Source organism: Aldersonia kunmingensis (assembly GCF_001646865.1).
GTDB classification, from domain to species: domain Bacteria; phylum Actinomycetota; class Actinomycetes; order Mycobacteriales; family Mycobacteriaceae; genus Aldersonia; species Aldersonia kunmingensis.
In genome coordinates this window covers 1-20,703 of sequence record NZ_LRRB01000217.1, presented here as the reverse complement: position 1 = coordinate 20,703, position 20,703 = coordinate 1, and the positions used below count along the sequence as shown (strand labels likewise).

The following is a 20,703-nucleotide window of genomic DNA, read 5'->3' as shown; positions in this document are numbered from 1 at the left end:
TTGTCGAACACCGGAAGGACTTCCTCGGCGCTTTCCACCACATAGCGTGTGACGACCCGCAATTCGACCATCGTCAGCTCGAAATCGCTAGAGGTCACGACTCCGCATTTGCCGCGAGCTCGCGCAGCTCGGACTTCACCACATCGAACGCCATGCCCTGCGAGTAGCCCCGCCGCGCGAGCATCCCGACGAGCCGCCGGGTGAGCCGATCCCGCTCAGCGGCGTCGAGCTCGCTCACGTCAACCGTGCGCAACTTCTTGCGCACGAGCTCGGTGGCGCGTTCGCGCTCATCCTCACGGGAGATCTCCGCCAGCGCCGCCTCGGCCTGATCCGGCGCGATCCCCTTGCCGCGCAGTTCGATCGCGAGCGCGGTGCGACCCTTGCCCGAGTACTGGTGTCTCGATTGCACCCACTGGCGGGCGAATGCCGCGTCGTCGATCAGACCGACTTCGGCCAATCGATCCAGCGCACCGCGCGCGACCTCGGGTTCGAAGCCGCGCTTGGCCAGCCGCTCTGCCAACTCGGCGCGGCTGTGCGCTCGCATGGCGAGCAGGCGCAGGCAGACATCCTTCGCCTGCGCCTCCGTCCCACCGCCGCAGTCGGTTTCGGACGATGCGGCTGATCGAGCCATCGACCTAGAACTCGACCGGGACTGCGTCCGCGACTTCCTCGCTCACGGTCACATCCGCGCCGATGCCGAGCTTTTCCTTGATCTTCTTCTCGATCTCGTCGCGGATATCGGTGTTCTCGCGCAGGAACTTCCGCGCGTTCTCCTTGCCCTGCCCGAGCTGGTCACCCTCGTAGGTGAACCACGAGCCGGACTTCCGGATGAAGCCGTGCTCCACCCCCATGTCGATGATCGAGCCTTCCTTGCTGATCCCGGTGCCATAGAGGATGTCGAACTCCGCCTGCTTGAACGGCGGCGACACCTTGTTCTTGACGACCTTCACGCGGGTGCGGTTACCGACCGCGTCGGTGCCGTCCTTGAGGGTCTCGATCCGGCGGACGTCGAGGCGCACCGACGAGTAGAACTTCAGTGCCTTACCACCCGTGGTCGTCTCGGGTGAGCCGAACATGACGCCGATCTTCTCGCGCAGCTGGTTGATGAAGACCGCGGTGGTGCCCGAGTTGTTCAGTGCACCAGTCATCTTCCGCAGCGCCTGGCTCATCAGCCGGGCCTGCAGACCGACGTGACTGTCGCCCATCTCGCCCTCGATCTCGGCGCGCGGCACCAGGGCGGCGACCGAGTCGATCACGATGATGTCGAGCGCGCCCGAGCGGATGAGCATGTCCGCGATCTCGAGCGCCTGCTCACCGGTGTCCGGCTGGGAGACCAGCAGCGCGTCGGTGTCAACGCCGAGTTTCTTGGCATAGTCCGGGTCGAGCGCGTGCTCCGCATCGATGAAGGCGGCGATGCCGCCGAGCGCCTGGGCGTTGGCGATCGCGTGCAGCGCGACCGTCGTCTTACCGGAGGATTCCGGGCCGTAGATCTCGACGACGCGGCCACGCGGCAGACCGCCGATGCCGAGTGCCACGTCGAGTGCGATCGATCCGGTCGGGATCACCGAGATGGGCTGGCGAGCCTCCTCACCCAGGCGCATCACTGAGCCCTTGCCGAAACTCTTGTCGATCTGCGCCAGCGCCAGGTCGAGCGCTTTGTCGCGATCGTTCTCGCGTCCTGCCATCGTCGGTCCCCTTCTCGATGCTCATCCAGCGGTCGGTGGCTACGTTAGGAGCCGGCACCGACAGGTCCGGCTCGAAGTCCGAGTTCGCCACTTGGCCTGTGGATGAAATCCGGCCTGTGGATGGTGCTCATGCGACCCCAGCACGATCAGCATAAGCGAACATGTGTTCGAGTCAATCTCCGCGGGGTTCGACACGCCGGAGAAGTTGTCCATGACGGGTCGCTTGCCGGGCCGGCCATAGGGGCCAGCACCGGCGGCGGTTACCAGCGCGAGCGCGGCACATCCAGGTCGGCGCACAGAGCGCGCCACACCTCACGCGGATCGACGCCCGCCTCGATGGCCTGCGCGCCGGTTCGACTACCCAGCGCGGGAAGCGTGTGGTCGGCGAGCAGTGCATCACCTCGCGCGGTGCCGAATTCGTCGTGCAACATCTCGTGAAACTCGGTCAGGCGCATTTCGCCAACGGTAGCCGGTGCGATCGAACGAGTCGCGCCGCAAGGGGACGGCCGATCGGTCGTTTTCTGCGCTACCGCACCGGGTTGGCCGCAAGCACATCCCGGCAGATCTGCACTGGATCGGCGACGTCGGCCGCACCCGCGGCGGCCGATTCGGCAGCGGCCCGGAAGCCCGGCTCGTCGCGCACACGCAGCACCGCGTCGCGGACGGCCTCCACCGACAGCGGGCGTACCAGCAGCGCACTTCCCTGCCGCTGCGCGCGATTGGCCAGCTCCCATTGATCGCCACCGCCCGGCACGGTCACCACCGGGCGACCGGCGAGCAGCGCCTTGGCGAGCATGCCGTGGCCACCCCCACACACGACCACCGCAGCATCGCGCAGCAGCACGTCCTGGCGGCCGAGTCCCGCGTTTGCCCATACCGGCAGGTCGGTGGGTGGTTCGTCGAGCATGGACACCACGACCCGCACATCCGCGCCGTCAAGTGCGCGCAACGCGGTGGGCACCATGCCGTCGGCGCCGGTGAACGCCGTCGAGGGCGCCACCATCACCACCGGGTCGTCACCTTGCGGCAGGTCGAGCACTTGGTCGGTCGGCTCCCACAGCAGCGGACCGACGATGTGCGCGTTGTCCGGCCAGTCCGGGCGCGAGACCTCGAGCGCAGGCAGCGTCGCGATCAGGCGAGCGAGCGGCCCGGGATCCTCGGAGGGCAGACCGATTCCAACGCGGGCCGCGGATCGCTGCCGATCGCCATCCCGCACCGATCGCGCCGTGAGCTTGCGCATCACCGCATCGCGCAGCCGACCACGCAGGCCGGTGCCCGGCGCGAGTCCGCTGCCGATCGGCGGCAGGCCTTTGGACGGCAGATACAGCGGATGCGGCGACAGTTCGACCCATGGCAGTCCGCAGAGTTCCGCGGCCAGGCCTCCTCCGGCGGTGAGTACATCGGAGACCACGAAATCGAAGCCCAGCGAGCGCAGTTCGGGAGCGAGCAGTTCGCCTATGTAGGCCGACCGCTCGTGAAGTCGCTGGCCCGCGTCCATGTCGTTGTCTTCGTCACGCGGGGCTAGCCCGGGCAGCAGTCGCACCGCGAAGGGCTCGGCCTCCAGCCCGTCGAGCCACGGTTTGCCGGTGAACAACGTCGGCTCGTCGCCGGCATCGGCGAACTTGCGACACAGCGCAATCGCGGGGATGGCATGGCCGGCGTCTGGACCGGCAACTACTGCGACACGCATCGCGCCAGGATAGGACCCTCCCGGTTGGAACCTCTGGCTACCCCATCGACGTCAGCACGACGGCCACCAGCGCAGGCAGGCATTGCGCCGCCGCACCGCCAACCCCCGCCCCCTTGGGCCTACTCATGGCCAGTCGGTCGGACACGAACAGCATCACGCCGGCCAACGCCATGAACGAGCAGCAATAGATGACGAGGGTGCGGGCCACCGTCGCGTAGTCCAGGTGCCAGGCCACCACGCCGACGATCGGCCCGGCCGCGAGGAACAGGTTGTAAAAGCCGACGTTGAACGACCACAGCCGAACCGGCGGCAGATCAGCTGTGGAGACTTGGAAGATGCCCTGGTGCACTCCAGGTCGTTGCCACAGCACGACCTCCCAGGTGAACGCGAGCACATGCACGAACGCCGTGATGAGCGCGAAGATTTGCGCAAGTACCGACATTGCAACCACCACTAAACTAGTCAGTCTATCTGACTAGTTTAGTCAGATAGACTGACCATCGTCCAGAGGTGATCGCCGGAGGTCTGCGAGTGGATGACGAACCCAATCTCGGCGTACTGCTATTTCTGCCGTATCGGGCAATGGAGAATCGGGTCATTGCCGCACTGCGGGAGGCCGGCGTGGAACTGACGGTCGCGCAGATGAAGATCGTGCAGCGCATCGGGCCGAACGGAACCCGGCTGACCGACCTCGCCGAGCAAGCGCAGGTGACCAAGCAGACCGCCGGGTTCCTGGTCGATCAGATCGAGCGCCAGGGGTTTGTCGAGCGGGTGCCCGATCCAACCGACGCCCGCGCCCGGCTGATCCGGATCAGCCCGTCCGGCGAGCAGATGCTGCCCGTCGCGGGGGCCGCGGTGGCCGAAGTCGAGGCCGAGTGGTCTCGTCACCTCGGCCCGAAGAAGCTGCTTGCGCTGCGCGAAATCCTGAGCGACCTCCGCACGATCACAGACCCGTGGGCACCATGAATCACTGGACGCGCGAGGACATCTGGGCCGCGACCGCCCAGGGGCGCCGCGAACTCGTCACGCTGCTCGAATCCCTCGACGCAGACGAATGGGATGCCGAATCACTGTGCGACGGCTGGCGCGTGCGCGATGTCATCGCGCACCTTGTGCTCGGCGCAACCCTGACGCAGTCCGAGTCGCTACGCGAAATGGTCCGTTACCGAGGGAATTTCAACCGTCTGGTGCACGAGACCGCTATCCGCCGCACGGACCCGGTCGAGAGCCTCGTCGAGCAGCTGCGGGCAGTGATCGATTCCCGCCGCCACCCACCAGCGACGGTGGCGTTCGACCCGCTCACCGACATCCTCGTCCATACCCAGGACGTCGCGATCCCGCTCGGCCGCACCGTCCCGATGCCGACGCACACAGCCCGCGCCGCAACGACATTCGTGTGGCGGCGCGGCTTTCCGTTCGGAGCACGACATCGCTTCCGCGGTCTGCACGTGGAAGCAACGGACGTTCCGTGGACACGCGGATCGGGATCACTCGTACACGGTCCGATCGCGACGATTCTGTTGGCCTGCAGCGGCCGTCCCGTCGCCCTCGAATCGCTCCAGGGCGAGGGCGTGGCCGAACTACGGCGGCGGATGACGGCTTAGCCGCGAAAGCTGTAGAGCTCGAATCCAACTGCGCGTTCGGCGTCGAAATCGTCGAACCTGCCGATCACCATGTCGATCACCGATCGCGCGTGCTCGTCGATCGGGGTCGGTTCGAGTGCCTCGAGGTAGCGCCGATGCGCCATAAGCGATTCCACCGCGCTGTCGACCGTGGCGGTGACGTCGACGGCGTGGCTCGCGTCGGGTGTCTGTACCGCAACCCAGCGCGGCGACCATGGCGCCTCGACGAGATCGGGAAAGATCCATTCGTTCCCGGCGTCCGCGGCGGCATCGAGGACGGCGCTGCCGAGCGCGCGGTGGTCGGCACTGTTCAAAGCGCCTGGGCCCCAGGTGCGTCCGAAGTGCAGCGTCACAATCAGCTCCGGCCGATGCCGCCGGATCGCGGCCGCAAGATCGCGCCGCAGCGGTGGCCCCTCGACCAGGGTGCCGTCGGAGTGGCCGAGGAACTCCACTTCGCTCACCCCGACCACACGTGCCGCGGCGATCTCCTCCTGCTCGCGCAGCGGACCGCATTCGGCGGGCGACAGCCCCGCTATCCCTGCCTCGCCACTGGTGGCGAGCACATAGCGAATGTCCTTGCCCTGCGCCGTCCAGCGCGCCACGGCGGCCGCGGAGCCGTACTCGATGTCGTCCGGGTGCGCGGCGATGACAAGGCCGCGCTGCCAGTCCTCGGGAACGGGTTCCATATCGCTACGGCGTCCTGGTGACGTCCTTGTTGTCCGAGCTGCTCATCGCCTTGTAGAGCAGATACAGACCGAAAACGATGGCGCTGATAACCAGGATCGGGAACAGACTCTTGATCAGTGCGCCCAGGATCAGGAACGCGAGCCAGACCAGCGCGACTATGCCGACGATCTTCCAGAACACTTGCTGCCTCCCTCGGAGCGGGATGAACGCCAGATCCGGCGTCTCATACTGAAAGAGCGTGCCAGGGTTCGGGCGGTAAAGCACGAGGTCAGACGGTAAATCAGGGAAAGATCAGGGATCACCCCGAGCCGGCGCGCGGGCGACTTCGGGGCCGAAACGCAGAAACGGGTGACCACACCCCAGCAGGCATGGTCACCCGTCACGTACTACGAAGTGGCGGTCTCGCCCGGGTTGACCTGCGGCTGCGAAGCCGGCGCCGGGGTCGGGGCCGCCGCGCTGTCGCCACCGGCGGGCAACGCGTCACCCTTCATCGACGCCCGGATCTGCTCGAGCCGGCTATGTCCCGCCATCTGGACGCTGGCCTGCTGGACCTCCATCATCCTGCCCTGCACCGAGTTCTGCGCGAGCTCAGCAGAACCGAGCGCATCGGCGTAGCGACGCTCGATCTTGTCGCGCACCGCATCGAGGCTCGGCGTGGTGCCCGGCGCGGACAGCGTGCCGTCCATCGAACGCAGCGAGGCCGACACCTGCTCCTGCATCTTTGCCTGCTCGAGCTGGCTGAGCAGCTTGGCGCGCTCGGCGACCTTCTGCTGCAGCATCATTGCGTTCTGCTCGACAGCCTTCTTCGCCTGCGCGGCCGCCTGCAGCGCCTGGTCGTGCAGCACCTTGAGGTCCTCCACGGACTGCTCCGCGGTCACGAGCTGAGCAGCGAACGCCTCGGCGGCGTTGGTGTACTGCACTGCCTTCTCGTTGTCGCCTGCGGTCGCGGCCTGATCGGCCAGCGTCACTGCCTGGCGGGCGTTAGCGTTGAGCTTCTCCACCTCGTCGAGCTGACGGTTGAGCTTCATCTCGAGCTGCCGCTGGTTACCGATGACCGAGGCTGCCTGCTGGGACAGCGCCTGGTGCTGACGCTGGGCATCCTCGATCGCCTGCTGAATCTGGACCTTCGGGTCCGCATACTCTTCGATCTTGGAATCAAAGAGGGCCATCATGTATTTCCAGGCCTTGACGAACGGATTTGCCATCGGTTGAGTTCCGCCTCCATCTGCTGCGCCGCGCGCTACGCGCGGGCCGGCACGCGACCATCACGTGCCGTGGGTCCGATGTTGATGCCCGACACGGACCGACAACTCGACTCCGACCGCCATTTCGACGGTTCAGCGCCTACTGGTGAATCTATCCGTTTGTTCTCTCGTCCACGACCGACAACCACGACAGGTTGCCGTTGTGGATGCTCAGGCGGCGACGAGCGCCGGTGCGGGAATGACGATAAGCGTGTCATCGGCAACGAGACCGGCGTCGGCGCGGCCGGCCGACACCGTCGCGGTACCGCTCGCCACCGAGTCCGGAGCACCTGCCGTAGCCAGCTCACGTTCGGTGGTAACCGCCAGCGATTCGCTGACCTCATGCAGTACGTCGGACAGCGGGACCTCGAGCGCATCGCAGATCGCCGCGAGCAGTTCGCTCGAAGCTTCCTTGCGGCCACGCTCGACTTCGGACAGGTAGCCGAGGCTCACCCGCGCGGAGCTGGACACTTCCCGCAGCGTCCGGGCCTGCGAAACCCGGGTGCGCCGCAGACTGTCGCCGATAGCTTCTCGCAACAACAGCGCCATCTCGATCCTCCTGTCACATGCGACGTGCCGACCCACCAGCGATCGACGACAAGTCGAACTCATTGCGTCAACGATCGCGGCCGCATCGTTGGTTCCCGACCTTAGCGCGCCGACCGGACGCGGACGCGGCGAGTCGGGCGAAACGGCCTTCAGCCGGCCGACCGGTGGGCACTCCGGTCAACCCGCGCGTACCCGCTCGGTGAGCTCGACCACCGCCGCGCGAACGGCTCCGAGCCGGATCGCCCACCGGTCACCGTCGAGCTGCAAGCGGACAACCTCGGTACCACCTGGTCCGGCTAGGCCGAGAAATACCGTCCCCACCGGCCGGCCGTCCTGCATATCGGGCCCGGCGACGCCGGTCAGGCCGATACCCCAGTCCGCGCCGCAGTTGACCATCGCACCCACCGCAAGCTGTTCTGCCGTCGCAGCCGATACCGGCCCTTCGGCATCGAGGACAGCCCGATCGACACCTGCCAGGGTGTTCTTGAGATCGGTCGCATAGGCCACGATTCCGCCGCGCAGCACCGCACTCGCGCCCGGTACTCCGGCGATCGTCGCGCTGAGCAGGCCCGCGGTCAGTGACTCGGCGGTGGCAACCGTCTGCTGCGCCGTAGCGAGGGCATGCACCAGCTCGCGGGCCGGGATCGCCGCGGCGAGCGGGTCGCTCACTCTGCCTGCGCGACCCGGCGTCGACCCAGCGCATGCAGGCGAAACGCCCCGAAGACATAGTCCAGGCCGGTGATGATCGTGAGCGCCACCGCGAGTCCCATCACCCACACCGCCAGGACGTGGGCTGCTCCCGACAACGGCAACAGGTAGAGGGCAATAGCTACCGACTGCACCAGTGTTTTCAGCTTTCCGCCGCGACTGGCCGGAATCACGCCATGCCGCAATACCGCGAACCGAAGTAACGTGATGCCGATCTCACGGGCCGCGATAACGGCGGTGACCCACCAGGCCAGCTCGCCGAGCACCGACAACCCAATCAGGGCGGCACCGATCAGCAGCTTGTCCGCGATCGGATCGGCGAGCTTGCCGAAGTCGGTGACGAGCCCGTACTTGCGGGCGAGTTGGCCGTCGATGCGGTCGGTCACCGCGGCGATGCCGAACAGCAGGGCTGCCACGATCCGCCAAGCGGTGTCGTCGCCACCCCCCGCAAACAGCGCGAGCAGGAAGACCGGCACGATCGCGATACGCACGATCGTCAAGATGTTGGCGATGTTGAACAGCGGGACCGGGGTGTGCGCAGGCGCGGCCGCCGCACTCGGTGCCGTCGCCGACGGCGGCACCGGATTGGCTGCCGCGTGATCGGTCTCCGCGACGGCAAGCTTCCGTGCTGATTGTTGATCGGAGGCCGGCTCGGCGACGCCGTTCACGGGCGCGATGTCATCGTGTTGGGCGCTCATCCGCGACCCCTCCGGCTGTTGCAGCCGCGACTGGGAACGACGACGCGCTCCCGCACGCTGAAACTAAGAACAACCGACACACCCTCAGAGTATCGGCATCAGCGGTGACTACTCTGCACGCATGACAACTGCGCCGATCGAGTCCTCGGAGAATCTGCCGAAGATTCGTCGCGCGCGAACCTCCGACGTCGCGTCGATAAAGCGACTCGTGGACGTGTACGCGGGAAAGATTCTGCTCGAAAAGAACCTCGTGACGCTGTACGAAGCCGTCCAGGAATTCTGGGTTGCCGAGGTGCGCGGCGAGGTGGTCGGTTGCGGTGCGCTGCACGTGCTCTGGGCCGACCTGGGCGAGATCCGTACCGTTGCAGTCGATCCCACGGTAAAGGGCCTCGGAGTCGGCAGGCTGATCGTGCGCCGGCTGATCGGTGTGGCCCGCGAACTCGAACTGGGGCGGCTGTTCGTGCTGACCTTCGAGGTCGACTTCTTCAGCCGTCATGGCTTTACCGAGATCGAGGGCACCCCGGTCACCGCCGAGGTGTACGCGGAGATGTGCCGCTCCTACGACGAGGGCATCGCGGAGTTCCTCGACCTGAGCTACGTGAAACCGAACACACTCGGCAATACCCGGATGCTGCTCACGCTCGACGTACCCGAAGGACTCGACCCATCCGAAAAGAATTGAGACCGACGATGTCGCTGTTCACCGTGCACTACACCTACGCCGAGACGACGATTGCCGGGCGCGACGAGCACCGGCCCGCACATCGCGACTGGCTGCGCTCGCTTCTCGATCAGGGCACGGTGGTTTCCGCCGGCGCCTACGAGGACGGCACCGGTGCCCTCATTCTGATCGAGGGCACCGATACCGACTCGGTTCGCAGCCTGCTCGACGCCGATCCGTTCGTCGTCGAGGACCTCGTCGACGAGATCCGGGTCCAACGCTGGCAGCCCGCGCTGGGCGCCTTCTCGCAGAGCTAGTTTTCGACCTTGGTGGTGTCGTCGGCCGACTGATTGCGCGTCTTCCACAGGCTCGCAACCGTCGTGATTATCAGCACGCCGATGATCACGCCCAGCGACATCGCCGTGGACACCTCGGGCACCGACACATGCTCTCCGCCGTTGATGAACGGGAGCGTGTTCTCGTGCAGCGCGTGCAGGACAAGCTTCACGCCGATGAAGGCCAGGATGACCGACAGGCCGTAGGACAGGTACACGAGCCGCTCGAGCAGTCCGCCGATCAGGAAGTACAGCTGGCGCAGGCCCATCAGCGCGAACGCGTTCGCGGTGAAGACGATGTAGGGCTCCTTGGTGAGCCCGTAGATCGCCGGGATGGAGTCGAGGGCGAACAGCAGGTCGGTGAAACCGATCGCGACCAGGGTCAGCAGCAGCGGAGTGACCACTCGCTTGCCGTCGATCTTGGTGGTGAGCTTGTCGCCGTCGTATTCGTCGGTCGTCGGCAGGAAGCGCTTCGCCAGCGCGATGATGCGCGACTCGCGCTCCTCCTCGATCTCCTCCTCATGGCCGTGATCCTTGAACAGCTTGATCGCGGTGTAGATGAGGAAGGCACCGAAGATGTAGAAGACCCACGCGTACGCATTGATCGCGGCCGCGCCGACGGCGATAAAGATGCCGCGCATGACCAGTGCCATCACGATGCCGATGAGCAAGACCTTCTGCTGGTACTGACGGGGTACCGCGAACGTCGACATGATGATGATGAAGACGAAGAGGTTGTCCATCGACAACGCAAGCTCGGTGATGTAGCCGGCGTAGTACTCACTGCCGTAGGTGCTGCCCCATTTGAGCATCACGAATCCGCCGAAGGCGACCGCTAGCAGCACGAAGACGCCGTACCAGAACGCGGACTCGCGGAAGGTCGGCTCGTGCGGGTTGCGGACGTGCGCGAAGAAGTCGAAAACGAACAGGCCGATGATCACCGCAATGGTGATGACCCACTCGACGGCGGTTACGTGCATACGGGCTTACCCTCCGGTAGACGTGTGTCGCTACCGGAGGTCTCCCCCGTCCGGCGTTTCGCTACGCCGGACCGACCGCACCGGACCGGCAACGATGCCAGACGTGTTGACGACGCGACCGTGATCTGGGGTACTCCCCTCCAACAGTGGGTCCATTGAACCACAGCACTGAATTGCCGCAGACCACCCAAACCGCCCGTCCGGCATCAAGATCATCGAGGCCCTAGGGTGGGCGACATGCGGCTTGGCCTGGACTATGCGGCTGGACGGCCGGGCGGCGCCGCCATTCGCGCGGCCGGCTACGACTTCGTCGTGCGGTACCTCACATCCGGCGGCCCGACGCTGCCGGGCAAACAGCTGACCCCGGCAGAAGCGGCCGATTTGCGCGCGCACGGTATCTCGATCGTGTCGAACTGGGAGACGTGGGCCAACCGGATGCTGGACGGTTTCGACGCCGGTGTTGCTGATGCCTCGGCAGGTCTTGCACACGTGCTGGCCTGTGGTGGCCGGGCCGATCGGCCGATCTACTTCTCGGCGGATTTCGATGCCACACCCGCCGATCAGGTTCCGATCGATGCGTACCTGCGCGGCGCCGCCACCGTGCTCAGCGCCGAGAACGTCGGCATCTACGGCGGGTACTGGCCAGTCAGCCGAGCGCTCGACGCCGGCACCGCCGACTGGGTGTGGCAGACCGACGCGTGGTCGGGCACGAACGTGGAGACCCGCCGCAATATCCATCAGACCTTGCGCCAGGTCGTGGTGAACGGCGTGCAGTGCGATGTGAACGAAGCGATCACCGTCGATTTCGGCCAGTGGGACTGGCATCCCGAGGAGGACGACTTGACGCCCGAACAGGACGCGATCCTGCGCGACATCCAGGTGCAGCTGCGCGGACCCGGACTCGACGGGTGGCCGCAGCTCGGCTCGAACGGGGAGGGCCGCTACAACACGCTCGTGGACGGGCTCGCGGCCGCACTCGACCGCATCGACGAGCTCGAGGCGCAGGTCGAGCAGCTCAGCAAGAAGCCGTGGTGGTGCCGCTTCTGAGCACTGTCTGAAGCGGGTGCGAACGGAAGATCCGTTGCGTTGAACGGAGTGAACGCTTCCGTTCACTCCGCGAATCTAGGTGCGCTCAGCGAGCTCAGAACTCCTCCGAATCGCTCGGCGCACCCTCGTCGCCACCGCCGCGGATGGTCCACAGCAGTCCGTCGAGTTCGTCCGGCTTGATCAGCACCTCGCGCGCCTTCGAACCCTCGCTGGGGCCGACAACGCCCCGGGTCTCCATCAGGTCCATCAGCCGGCCGGCCTTGGCGAAACCAACGCGCAGCTTTCGCTGCAGCATCGAGGTCGAGCCGAACTGGCTGCTCACGACGAGCTCCACGGCCTGCACGAACAGCTCGAGATCGTCACCGATGTCGGCGTCGACGTCCTTCTTCTCACCGACCTTGGCCGCGGTGACGCCCTCGGTGTACTCGGGCTCTGCCTGGTTCTTGGCGAAGTCGACGACGCCGTGGATTTCCTCGTCGGAGATGAACGCGCCCTGCAGTCGGGTCGGCTTTCCCGCACCCATTGGCAGGAACAGCCCGTCACCCATACCGATCAGCTTCTCCGCGCCCGGCTGATCGAGGATGACCCGGCTGTCGGTTAGCGACGAGGTGGCGAACGCGAGCCGCGACGGCACATTGGTCTTGATGAGGCCGGTGACCACGTCCACCGACGGCCGCTGTGTCGCGAGGACCAGGTGGATGCCCGCGGCGCGCGCCTTCTGCGTGATCCGCACGATGGCATCCTCGACGTCCCGAGGCGCGGTCATCATCAGGTCCGCGAGCTCGTCGACGATGGCCAAGATGTACGGGTAGGGCCGGTAGACCCGCTCGCTGCCCAGCGGCGTGGTGATCTCGCCCGAGCGGACCTTCTTGTTGAAGTCGTCGATGTGGCGGACCTTGCTGGCCTGCATGTCCTGGTAGCGCTGCTCCATCTCCTCGACGAGCCACGCCAGCGCCGACGCTGCCTTCTTCGGCTGCGTGATGATGGGCGTGATCAGGTGCGGGATGCCCTCGTACGGCGTCAGTTCGACCATTTTGGGGTCGATGAGGATCATCCGAACCTCGTCGGGCGTCGCGCGCTGCAGCAGCGAGACCAGCATCGAGTTGACGAAGCTGGACTTACCCGAGCCGGTCGAGCCGGCCACCAGCAGGTGCGGCATCTTCGCCAGGTTCGCCGACACGAAATTGCCCTCGATGTCCTTGCCGAGCCCGATCACCAGCGGGTGGTGATCCTTGCGCGTCGACGGCGCCTTGAGCACGTCTGCGAGGCGGACGATCTCACGGTCGGCGTTCGGCACCTCGATACCGACCGCGGACTTGCCGGGGATCGGTGCAAGTAGCCGGACGTTCTCGGTGGCGACCGCGTAGGCGATGTTGCGCGTGAGCGCGGTGATCTTCTCGACCTTCACGCCGGGGCCGAGCTCGACCTCGTACCGCGTCACGGTCGGACCGCGGGTGCAGCCGGTGACGGCGGCATCGATCTTGAACTGCTCGAGTACCCCGTTGATCGCATCGATCATCGTGTCGTTCGCCGAACTGCGCTTCTTGGGAGGATCGCCGTCGATGAGCAGCGACGCCGGCGGCAACGTGTAATCGCCCTCGACCACGCGATCGGGGACGAACTCCTTCAGCGGCAACTGCGGGTCGCCTGCTGGTGCCAGCTCTGCGACGGGCTTGGCACCCTTCGGCCGCTTCCTGGCCTTCTTCGCTTCCTGCAAGGGCGGTTCGCCGGGCAGGATCTCGGTGACGTTGTCGTCGCCGGCGAATTCGTCGGCCGGGTAGTTCTCGGCCGGCGTTCCACGGCGGGGCCGCAGCGGTTCGTCGGAGTCGTAATCGTCGTAGTCGTCGTACTCGTCGTCGTCGGGCGCCCCGAACAGCTCGCGCAGCCGCTCCGGGACCTCGCGCACCGTGGTGCCGGTGACGAGCAGCAGGCCGAAGAGCATCGCGAGCATCATCAGCGGCACCGCCACCCACGGGGTGAGTCCGTCGGACAGCGGACCACCGGCCGCATAACCGATGAATCCGGCTCCGTCCGAGCGGCCGTCGCTGTCCGCCGGTGAGCCCGCGGCGAGGTGCCACAGGCCGAGCAGCGGGAGACCGAGCAGCAGCGAACCGAGCACCAACCGCGGTCGGACCTGCGGATCGGGTTCGGTCCGCATCAGCGTGATCGCCACCCCGAGCGCGACGATCGGCACCAGGATGGCCGCCGTTCCGACCGTTGCCCGCACCGCGGTCGCGAGCCACCCGCCGACCGGACCACCAGCCGAAACCCACACGGCAGCCGCCACGACGCCGGCGATGGCCAGCAGGCCCAGCGCTATGCCGTCACGACGATGACCGTGCTCGATATCGTGCGCCCGGCCGACTGCCCGGGTGGTGGCGCCGAGGCCGCGCGCCACCATCGTCCAGCCCGATCCGATCCACCGGCCCGCTACGCCCAGCGGGGTCTCCGTCTTGCGACGGCCTGCGGGCGACGCTTGCGCGGCGTACTTACCGTGCGTGACCTGGGAGAAGGCGATTTGCGTCGGGTCGATCCCGTCGTCGTCCGCGAGCGCGAACGCGACGCTGTGGTGCCGCCGGACTTGCCTGCCATACGCTCAGATTAGTCGCTGGCGTCCCACTGTGCCCATACGCCACACTCGTCACATGCGGTGTCCCTGGGGTCAAATACTGCGATCCAGGGCATGCACCGCGTCGACGTCCGCCGGATCACCGGTCGCCTCGACCCGCACCTCGTTCCGTCCGAACGCATGGAGCAGCAGTTCGGAGGCCGTTCCGGTCAGGACAACTTCGCGATCGCCGCCCTTGTGCGCCACCACCCGCTCGCCGGTCAGCGTGGTCAGCACGACGGTGATCGACGACTTCCGGTAGGCCATTCGCGCCATCCGGCGCAGCGCAGACCACAGCTTTGCCTCATCTGCGGGATCAAGCGCGCGCGGTTCCCATCCTGGGCTGCCTCGCCGCACATCCTCGTGGTGCACGAACATCTCGGTCATATTGACCGCCGAGTCCAGCGGCTTCATCAACGACCAAATCGGCGGGCCGGTACGGACCTGCTCCAACAGCTCGGACCACTCCCGCTCGGCAGCGCCGCTACGAACGCGCTCGGTGTAGCCCGCGAACTTCTGAATCAGGATGCCCGGGCCGGTGTCGGGGCGGCGCTCACGCACCACCAGATGGGCCGCAAGGTCGCGTGTCGTCCACTCCCCGCACAGGGTCGGCGCATCGGGGCCGACCTCGGTCATCGTTGCGACAAGGGCTATACGTTCGCGGCGTGCCAGGCTCATGCACACAAGCTAGCGATAATCTCACCAACGCACATACCTGCCCTGCGCGGGCGGAACACCCGCACATAGGGTTTGGCAGTGCCCGTCTCCCACATGATCGTGATCGCCCTGGCCGGGTTCGGTGCGGGCGCGATCAACGCGATAGTCGGGTCCGGCACGCTCATCACATTCCCGACCCTGGTGGCGCTCGGCTATCCGCCGGTGACCTCGACGATGTCCAACGCGGTCGGCCTGGTCGCGGGCGGTGTCTCCGGCACCTGGGGCTATCGCCGCGAGCTGCGCGGCCAGTGGAACCGGCTGCGCTGGCAGATCCCCGGATCGCTGATCGGCGCTGCGATCGGCGCCTGGCTGCTGCTGCACCTGCCCGAGAAGGTGTTCACCCAGGTCGTGCCGGTGCTGCTGGTCGGCGCACTCATTCTGGTGATCGCCGGCCCCCGCATTCAGGCGTTCGCCAAGAAGCGTGCCGAGGCGGCGGGACGAACCGCAGATGACGTGAGCCCCGGCCGGATGGCGGCCCTCGTCGCGGGCACCTTCTTGATCGGCATCTACGGCGGCTATTTCACGGCCGCGCAAGGCATCCTGCTGATCGGCATGATGGGCGCCTTGCTGCCCGAGTCGATGCAGCGGATGAATGCGGCGAAGAACCTGCTGTCGTTGCTGGTGAACATCGTCGCGGCGCTCGCCTACACGCTCGTCGCATTCGACCGGATCGACTGGGCGGCCGCCGGCCTCATCGCCATCGGCTCCCTTGTCGGCGGCAGCGTCGGCGCGAAGTACGGCCGACGCCTCTCCCCCGGCGCACTTCGCGCCGTGATTGTCGCGGTCGGCCTGATCGGCCTCTGGCGACTTCTCGCAACGACCTAGATTCCGGTTCGGGCCGGAAATTCGGGCCGAATCGCTACCGTTTTCCTCGTATCTACACCGCAGGGTCCCACGGGGAGGACGACTCTGATGGCACGTCATCGGCCCTGGCGCCGTGTCTGGACGGGGATTCTGCCGATCGCGGTGGCCCTCCTGGTTTCCAACACCGCTGCGACAGCCGCGGCGGAGCCGGACACCGCGGCATCCCGTTCGCGACTCGTCTTCGCGGCGGCCGAGGAAGTGTCCACCCTGCACGGGTTCAACACCGGCCAACTGGCCGATCCAGATTCCTACTGGGCCGCCCGCCGGAACCTCGACGTCTTCACCCCCGAGGCATGGAAGGTGTTGAGGGAAAGGCGGGCCCGGATCTCGGTCAACCTGCGCTGGCAACGCGACTTCGGTCCCGTACCGCCGGGCAAGCCTCGATTCGATGAAATGCTGCCCTTCCTCCGCGAGGCCGAACGCAACGACGTGGGAGTGGTCGCCTGGCTGACGATCCCCTACGCCGACGGTTACTGGGCCACCGAGGACAACGTGGGCCTGCACGAACAGATGATCGGCGACTTCGACGACTGGGCCAACGACATTGGCTTCACACCCGAACAGGTGCTCCTCGATCTCGAATCCTCGTTGCAGGACACCGCAACCAACAACAAGGCCTTCCGCGATCCCCTCCCCGTCGCCGAGTTGTTGTCCGGCAATATCGATCCCGCGCAGCAGTGCGAGGCCATGCGTGGCTACGAAGCGGTTGTGGCACGGCTCGAGCAACGGGGATATCCGACCGTGGCCGCCGTCTACCCGTTCCTGTTCGACGACCTCACGAACGGCGACTCCGCGCTGTCCGACGGTCTCGGTATGCCGTTGCCGCGGCCTGGCACCTTCCGCGGGGTGTCGTTCATGACGATGCGCTCGACCTACGCCAACCTCATCGGCATCGATCCAGGCCCGTCGATCCACTCGGCCTATATCGACGACATGCGGCGCTGGTACGGCAACTCGGCGACCTTCAACCTCGGCGAAGCAGGTGAGGGCCCCTACCGTGGCAACCTTGCCGCGTTCGTGCAGGACACCCGCCTGGCCGCCGCGCTCACCACCGGCGCTGTCGGCATGTACTCGCTGGACAAGGCGTTGGCGAACTACGGTCCAGACGGCGTCGCCGCGCTCTTCGACGCCGTCGAAAAGCCTTTGGCGGGAGACGAACTCGCGCGGGTGGCTACGATCTCGCCCGGAGCGCGGGCGGCACGCGCCCTCATCGGTGCCGAGAGCACCGCAGTCAGCGCCGCCGTGTCAGCGGTGACGGCCGCACGCGGGAAGCCGCAACTGCCCAACCGGTGGCCGTCCACCTGTTGACGGGAGTGACGACTAGACGCCGATGACGGTCGGCACGATCATCGGGCGGCGGCGGTACTTCTCCGACACCCAGCGGCCCACGACCCGGCGAACGCTCTGCGCGATCCGGTGTGTGTCGGTAATGCCCTCGCCCGCAAGGCGAAGCAGTTCGGCCTCGACCAGCTTCGCGGCCTCTTTGAGCGCGGCCGGGTCGTCGGAGAATCCGCGCCCGTTCAGCTCGGGAGTGGAGACGGCGCGACCGGTCGTCGAGTCGACAGCGAGGGTGATCGAAATGAAGCCGCCCTCGCCCAGGACCAGCCGGTCCGAGAGGGTGGACTCGCCGACGTCGCCGACCGACAGACCGTCAACATAAACATGCCCGACGGGCACCCGGCCCACGATCCTGGCGATGCCGTCCACGAGATCGACGACGACGCCGTCCTCGGCCAACACCACGCGATCCTCGGGGACACCGGTCGCGATTGCGAGGGCCGCGTTGGCGCGCAGATGCCGCCATTCGCCGTGCACCGGCATCGCATTCGATGGCCGCACCGCGTTGTAGAGGTAGAGCAGTTCGCCCGCCGACGCGTGGCCCGATACATGCACCTTCGCGTTCTGCTGGGTGACTACCGTCGCGCCGAGCCGCGCCAGTCCGTTCACCACCGCGAACACCGAGTTCTCGTTGCCCGGGATGAGCGAGGACGCCAGCACCACGAGGTCATCGGAATGAATGTTGATCTGTCGGTGCTCGCCGCGCGCCATCCGGGACAGCGCCGATAGCGGTTCGCCCTGCGACCCGGTGGAGATGAGCACCAACTTGTCGTTGGGGAGGCTCGCGGCCGTCTTCATGTCGACCTCGACGCCCTCGGGCAGCTTGAGATAGCCCAATTGCTGTGCGATATCCATGTTGCGGACCATCGAGCGGCCGACGAAGCAGACCCGGCGCCCGTAGCGCTGCGCGACGTCGACCACCTGCTGAATGCGGTGCACATGGCTCGCGAACGACGCCACGATCACGCGGGCCTTCGCCTTGCCGATGACAGTGTCGAGTACGCCGCCGATCTCGCGCTCCGGCGTGACGAAGCCGGGCACCTCGGCATTGGTGGAGTCGACGAGGAACAGGTCCACGCCCTCGTCGCCGAGGCGGGAGAAACCGGCGAGGTCGGTGAGCCGGCCGTCGAGTGGCAGCTGGTCGAGCTTGATATCACCGGTGTGCAGGGCGATTCCGGCCGAGGTCCGAATCGCGACAGCGATCGCGTCCGGGATCGAGTGGTTCACCGCGAAGTACTCGCACTCGAACGGACCGTGCGTCGTGCGCTGGCCCTCGACAACCTCGACCAGCTTCGGACGCTGGTGGTGCTCACGGCATTTCGCCGCGACGAGAGCGAGGGTGAACCTCGAGCCGACCACCGGGATATCGGGCCGCAGGCGCAACAGGAACGGCACCGCGCCGATGTGGTCCTCATGGCCATGGGTGAGCACGATCGCCTCGACATCGGCCATGCGCGCTTCGATATGCCGGAAGTCGGGCAGGATCAGGTCGACGCCGGGCTGTTGATCCTCCGGGAAGAGGACACCGCAGTCGACCACCAGGATCTTGCCCTGATGCTCGAAAACCGTCATGTTGCGGCCGATTTCGCCGATACCGCCGAGCGCGACCACGCGCAGGCCGTGCTTCGGCGCCTTCGGCGGCGAACTCAGCCGTTCGTGCGGGTCGGTCGCGGCGACGCGCGAATCCGGCCGTTGCTGCGCGGCCGAGGTCTGCGCGACCGGACGGCCGCTGGGACGAGAGTCACGGTCCGAGGGCGGACCCGCAGTGCGGGTTGCCCGGCCGCGTGATCGGCCCGGTCGGGTCATGCAAGCACCCCTGCGGTCTGCATATCGGCGGCGAGCAGGTCGATCTGATCCGTGGTCGGCATGATCTGCGGCAGCCGCGGCTCGCCGACATCGATGCCCTGCAGGCGTAGCGCCGCCTTCATTGCCGCCACACCGCCCAGGCCGCTCATCGCCTTGGTGAGCGGGATCAGGCTGTAGTTGATCTGGCGTGCTCGTTCGACATCACCGGCGCGGTAGGCGTCGTGCAGTTCGCGTAGCCGGCCGGGTGCGAGGTGGCCGATGACGCTGATGAAACCGACGGCGCCCACGGAGAGCCACGGCAGGTTCAGCGGATCGTCACCCGAGTAGTAGGCGAGGCCGGTCTCGGCGATCAACTCGGCGCCGGCGTTGAGATCGCCCTTGGCGTCCTTGACCGCGACGATGCGCGGATGCTCCGCAAGCCGGCGAATCGTGTCCGGAAGGATCGGGACCACCGAGCGCGGCGGAATGTCGTACAGCGTCACCGGCAGGTCGGTGGCATCCGCGACTGCGACGAAATGCGCAAGCAGACCGGCCTGCGGCGGCCGCGAGTAGTACGGCGTCACAACGAGGAGGCCACGCGCGCCGGCCCGCTCGGCCTGCTGCGCCAGATCGATGCTTTCTGCGGTGTCGTAAGTGCCGGCGCCCGCGATGATGGTCGCCCGGTTTCCTACGGCATCCACGACCGCCTTCAGCAGCTCTGCCTTCTCTTCCGGACTCGTGGTCGGCGACTCGCCGGTCGTGCCAGCGACAACCAGCAGGTCACAGCCGTTGTCGACGAGATGCGCGGCCAGCCGAACACCCGTATCGACGTCCAGCTTCCCGTCGGCAGAGAAGGGCGTCACCATCGCAACGCCAATGGCGCCCGATGCAGAAACCGCAGATGTCATGGGCAGAAGGTTACCCGCTTCCAGAGGCGTCCCTGCACGTCGAACGCACCTTTGGGGGTAACAAACGGCATATCGACGCGGTTGACGCGGGAACCCGTGTCAAACGCCACAAATGCCGGGGCACGATTCGGTAATTTGTGACTCAATTCGCACTTGCACGTCCGCCGATCACCAGAGTTGGGGCTCGTATGTCGGTCAAGGGAAGCAAGGAATTCGAAATTGCGGCAGACGCAGCGGCGGTGATGGCGGCGATCGTCGCCGTCGAAGACCTGCCGAAGTGGGCAGGGCCGTACAAGAACTGCAGAGTGGAAGAGCGCTACGACGACGGCAGGCCGAAGCTGTTGCGCGCCGAGTTCGGAATGCGCGGCCAGACCGACTATCAGCTCATCGCGTACGACTGGGACGGCGACCGCAACGCGAGCTGGCACTTGGTGGAAAGCACCGCCCAGAAGCTCCAGGTCGGCAGCTTCACCCTGTCGGCATCCGGCAGGGGCACCAAGGTGCGGTTCGAGTTGGAACTCGAACCGAAGATGAAGGTGCCTGGCTTCCTGCTCAAGAAGGTGCTCGGGACCGTCCT

At 66.5% G+C, this 20,703-nt stretch carries 23 protein-coding genes and 1 pseudogene; 8 read left to right on the top strand and 16 right to left on the bottom strand.

Annotation, left to right across the window (positions count from 1 at the left end; genetic code table 11):
- Nucleotides 1-94: 94 nt before the first annotated feature.
- The 5 genes from recX to A8G08_RS16750 all read right to left on the bottom strand — a co-directional run bounded on the left by recX (nt 95) and on the right by A8G08_RS16750 (nt 3,817).
- A complete protein-coding gene (recX, locus tag A8G08_RS16770) occupies nt 95-631 on the bottom strand; it encodes a recombination regulator RecX (protein WP_068276429.1) in 537 nt (178 codons plus the stop codon).
- 4 nt (nt 632-635) lie between these two features.
- Nucleotides 636-1,685: a recombinase RecA gene (gene recA / locus A8G08_RS16765; protein WP_068276426.1), complete on the bottom strand. Its 1,050-nt coding sequence runs from the start codon at nt 1,683-1,685 to the stop codon at nt 636-638.
- 260 nt (nt 1,686-1,945) lie between these two features.
- On the bottom strand, nt 1,946-2,140 hold the full coding sequence (locus tag A8G08_RS16760; RefSeq protein ID WP_068276424.1) for a DUF3046 domain-containing protein: 195 nt from the start codon (nt 2,138-2,140) through the stop codon (nt 1,946-1,948).
- Between the two features lie 71 nt (nt 2,141-2,211).
- Nucleotides 2,212-3,375 carry a glycosyltransferase gene (locus A8G08_RS16755; RefSeq protein ID WP_068276421.1) on the bottom strand — a complete coding sequence of 388 codons (1,164 nt, stop codon included), beginning with the start codon at nt 3,373-3,375 and terminating at the stop codon, nt 2,212-2,214.
- 37 nt (nt 3,376-3,412) lie between these two features.
- Nucleotides 3,413-3,817 (bottom strand): DUF1304 domain-containing protein, encoded by a 405-nt coding sequence (locus A8G08_RS16750; protein WP_068276418.1) that lies wholly within the window; start codon nt 3,815-3,817, stop codon nt 3,413-3,415.
- An 89-nt stretch (nt 3,818-3,906) separates the two neighbouring features.
- Here A8G08_RS16750 and A8G08_RS16745 point away from each other — a divergent pair, with 89 nt between their 5' ends.
- Both A8G08_RS16745 and A8G08_RS16740 read left to right on the top strand, forming a co-directional pair.
- On the top strand, nt 3,907-4,341 hold the full coding sequence (locus tag A8G08_RS16745; protein ID WP_245672858.1) for a MarR family winged helix-turn-helix transcriptional regulator: 435 nt from the start codon (nt 3,907-3,909) through the stop codon (nt 4,339-4,341).
- Complete coding sequence (locus tag A8G08_RS16740) at nt 4,338-4,979, top strand: maleylpyruvate isomerase family mycothiol-dependent enzyme (protein ID WP_068276438.1); 642 nt, start codon at nt 4,338-4,340, stop codon at nt 4,977-4,979. The genes A8G08_RS16745 and A8G08_RS16740 overlap by 4 nt, the downstream gene beginning before the upstream one ends.
- Here A8G08_RS16740 and A8G08_RS16735 read toward each other — a convergent pair.
- From A8G08_RS16735 to pgsA, 6 genes are all read right to left on the bottom strand, one after another.
- Complete coding sequence (locus A8G08_RS16735; RefSeq protein ID WP_068276417.1) at nt 4,976-5,683, bottom strand: PIG-L deacetylase family protein; 708 nt, start codon at nt 5,681-5,683, stop codon at nt 4,976-4,978. The genes A8G08_RS16740 and A8G08_RS16735 overlap by 4 nt on opposite strands.
- Nucleotides 5,684-5,687: 4 nt before the next feature.
- The gene (locus A8G08_RS27535; protein WP_169823324.1) at nt 5,688-5,864 is read right to left on the bottom strand and encodes a hypothetical protein; all 177 of its coding nucleotides are present in this window, start codon (nt 5,862-5,864) and stop codon (nt 5,688-5,690) included.
- Between the two features lie 206 nt (nt 5,865-6,070).
- Nucleotides 6,071-6,889, bottom strand: coding sequence for a PspA/IM30 family protein (locus tag A8G08_RS16730; protein WP_068276416.1), 819 nt, complete (start codon nt 6,887-6,889; stop codon nt 6,071-6,073).
- A gap of 210 nt (nt 6,890-7,099) precedes the next feature.
- Nucleotides 7,100-7,477, bottom strand: a complete 378-nt coding sequence (locus A8G08_RS16725; RefSeq protein WP_068276413.1) for a helix-turn-helix domain-containing protein — start codon at nt 7,475-7,477, stop codon at nt 7,100-7,102.
- Between the two features lie 177 nt (nt 7,478-7,654).
- Nucleotides 7,655-8,146 carry a CinA family protein gene (locus A8G08_RS16720; RefSeq protein ID WP_068276412.1) on the bottom strand — a complete coding sequence of 164 codons (492 nt, stop codon included), beginning with the start codon at nt 8,144-8,146 and terminating at the stop codon, nt 7,655-7,657.
- Nucleotides 8,143-8,883, bottom strand: coding sequence for a CDP-diacylglycerol--glycerol-3-phosphate 3-phosphatidyltransferase (gene pgsA, locus A8G08_RS16715; RefSeq protein ID WP_084436392.1), 741 nt, complete (start codon nt 8,881-8,883; stop codon nt 8,143-8,145). The genes A8G08_RS16720 and pgsA overlap by 4 nt, the downstream gene beginning before the upstream one ends.
- A 121-nt stretch (nt 8,884-9,004) precedes the next feature.
- Here pgsA and A8G08_RS16710 point away from each other — a divergent pair, with 121 nt between their 5' ends.
- The gene (locus tag A8G08_RS16710; RefSeq protein ID WP_068276410.1) at nt 9,005-9,565 is read left to right on the top strand and encodes an amino-acid N-acetyltransferase; all 561 of its coding nucleotides are present in this window, start codon (nt 9,005-9,007) and stop codon (nt 9,563-9,565) included.
- Between the two features lie 8 nt (nt 9,566-9,573).
- Nucleotides 9,574-9,861 carry a YciI family protein gene (locus tag A8G08_RS16705; RefSeq protein ID WP_068276408.1) on the top strand — a complete coding sequence of 96 codons (288 nt, stop codon included), beginning with the start codon at nt 9,574-9,576 and terminating at the stop codon, nt 9,859-9,861.
- On the opposite strand, the gene A8G08_RS16700 is transcribed toward A8G08_RS16705, so the two are convergent.
- A complete protein-coding gene (locus A8G08_RS16700; protein WP_068276405.1) occupies nt 9,858-10,859 on the bottom strand; it encodes a TerC family protein in 1,002 nt (333 codons plus the stop codon). The genes A8G08_RS16705 and A8G08_RS16700 overlap by 4 nt on opposite strands.
- A 237-nt stretch (nt 10,860-11,096) precedes the next feature.
- Between A8G08_RS16700 and A8G08_RS16695 the strand changes: the two genes are divergently transcribed.
- Complete coding sequence (locus A8G08_RS16695) at nt 11,097-11,906, top strand: DUF1906 domain-containing protein (protein ID WP_157108622.1); 810 nt, start codon at nt 11,097-11,099, stop codon at nt 11,904-11,906.
- Between the two features lie 94 nt (nt 11,907-12,000).
- On the opposite strand, the pseudogene A8G08_RS16690 reads toward A8G08_RS16695, so the two are convergent.
- Both A8G08_RS16690 and A8G08_RS16685 read right to left on the bottom strand, forming a co-directional pair.
- Nucleotides 12,001-14,498: pseudogene (locus tag A8G08_RS16690) on the bottom strand (FtsK/SpoIIIE family DNA translocase).
- 70 nt (nt 14,499-14,568) lie between these two features.
- Nucleotides 14,569-15,192 carry a TIGR03085 family metal-binding protein gene (locus A8G08_RS16685; RefSeq protein ID WP_068276400.1) on the bottom strand — a complete coding sequence of 208 codons (624 nt, stop codon included), beginning with the start codon at nt 15,190-15,192 and terminating at the stop codon, nt 14,569-14,571.
- Between the two features lie 93 nt (nt 15,193-15,285).
- On the opposite strand from A8G08_RS16685, the gene A8G08_RS16680 reads away from it, so the two are divergent.
- Both A8G08_RS16680 and A8G08_RS16675 read left to right on the top strand, forming a co-directional pair.
- Complete coding sequence (locus tag A8G08_RS16680; protein WP_068276398.1) at nt 15,286-16,056, top strand: sulfite exporter TauE/SafE family protein; 771 nt, start codon at nt 15,286-15,288, stop codon at nt 16,054-16,056.
- A gap of 87 nt (nt 16,057-16,143) precedes the next feature.
- Nucleotides 16,144-17,403 (top strand): hypothetical protein, encoded by a 1,260-nt coding sequence (locus tag A8G08_RS16675; protein WP_068276393.1) that lies wholly within the window; start codon nt 16,144-16,146, stop codon nt 17,401-17,403.
- Nucleotides 17,404-17,415: 12 nt separating this feature from the next.
- Here A8G08_RS16675 and A8G08_RS16670 read toward each other — a convergent pair whose 3' ends face one another.
- Complete coding sequence (locus A8G08_RS16670; protein ID WP_068276391.1) at nt 17,416-19,239, bottom strand: ribonuclease J; 1,824 nt, start codon at nt 19,237-19,239, stop codon at nt 17,416-17,418.
- The gene (gene dapA / locus A8G08_RS16665; RefSeq protein ID WP_068276389.1) at nt 19,236-20,126 is read right to left on the bottom strand and encodes a 4-hydroxy-tetrahydrodipicolinate synthase; all 891 of its coding nucleotides are present in this window, start codon (nt 20,124-20,126) and stop codon (nt 19,236-19,238) included. Before dapA ends, A8G08_RS16670 begins: the two co-directional genes overlap by 4 nt.
- A gap of 188 nt (nt 20,127-20,314) precedes the next feature.
- On the opposite strand from dapA, the gene A8G08_RS16660 reads away from it, so the two are divergent.
- Nucleotides 20,315-20,703, top strand: a 389-nt coding sequence (locus tag A8G08_RS16660; RefSeq protein ID WP_068276386.1) for an SRPBCC family protein, incomplete at its 3' end; no start/stop codon positions are given.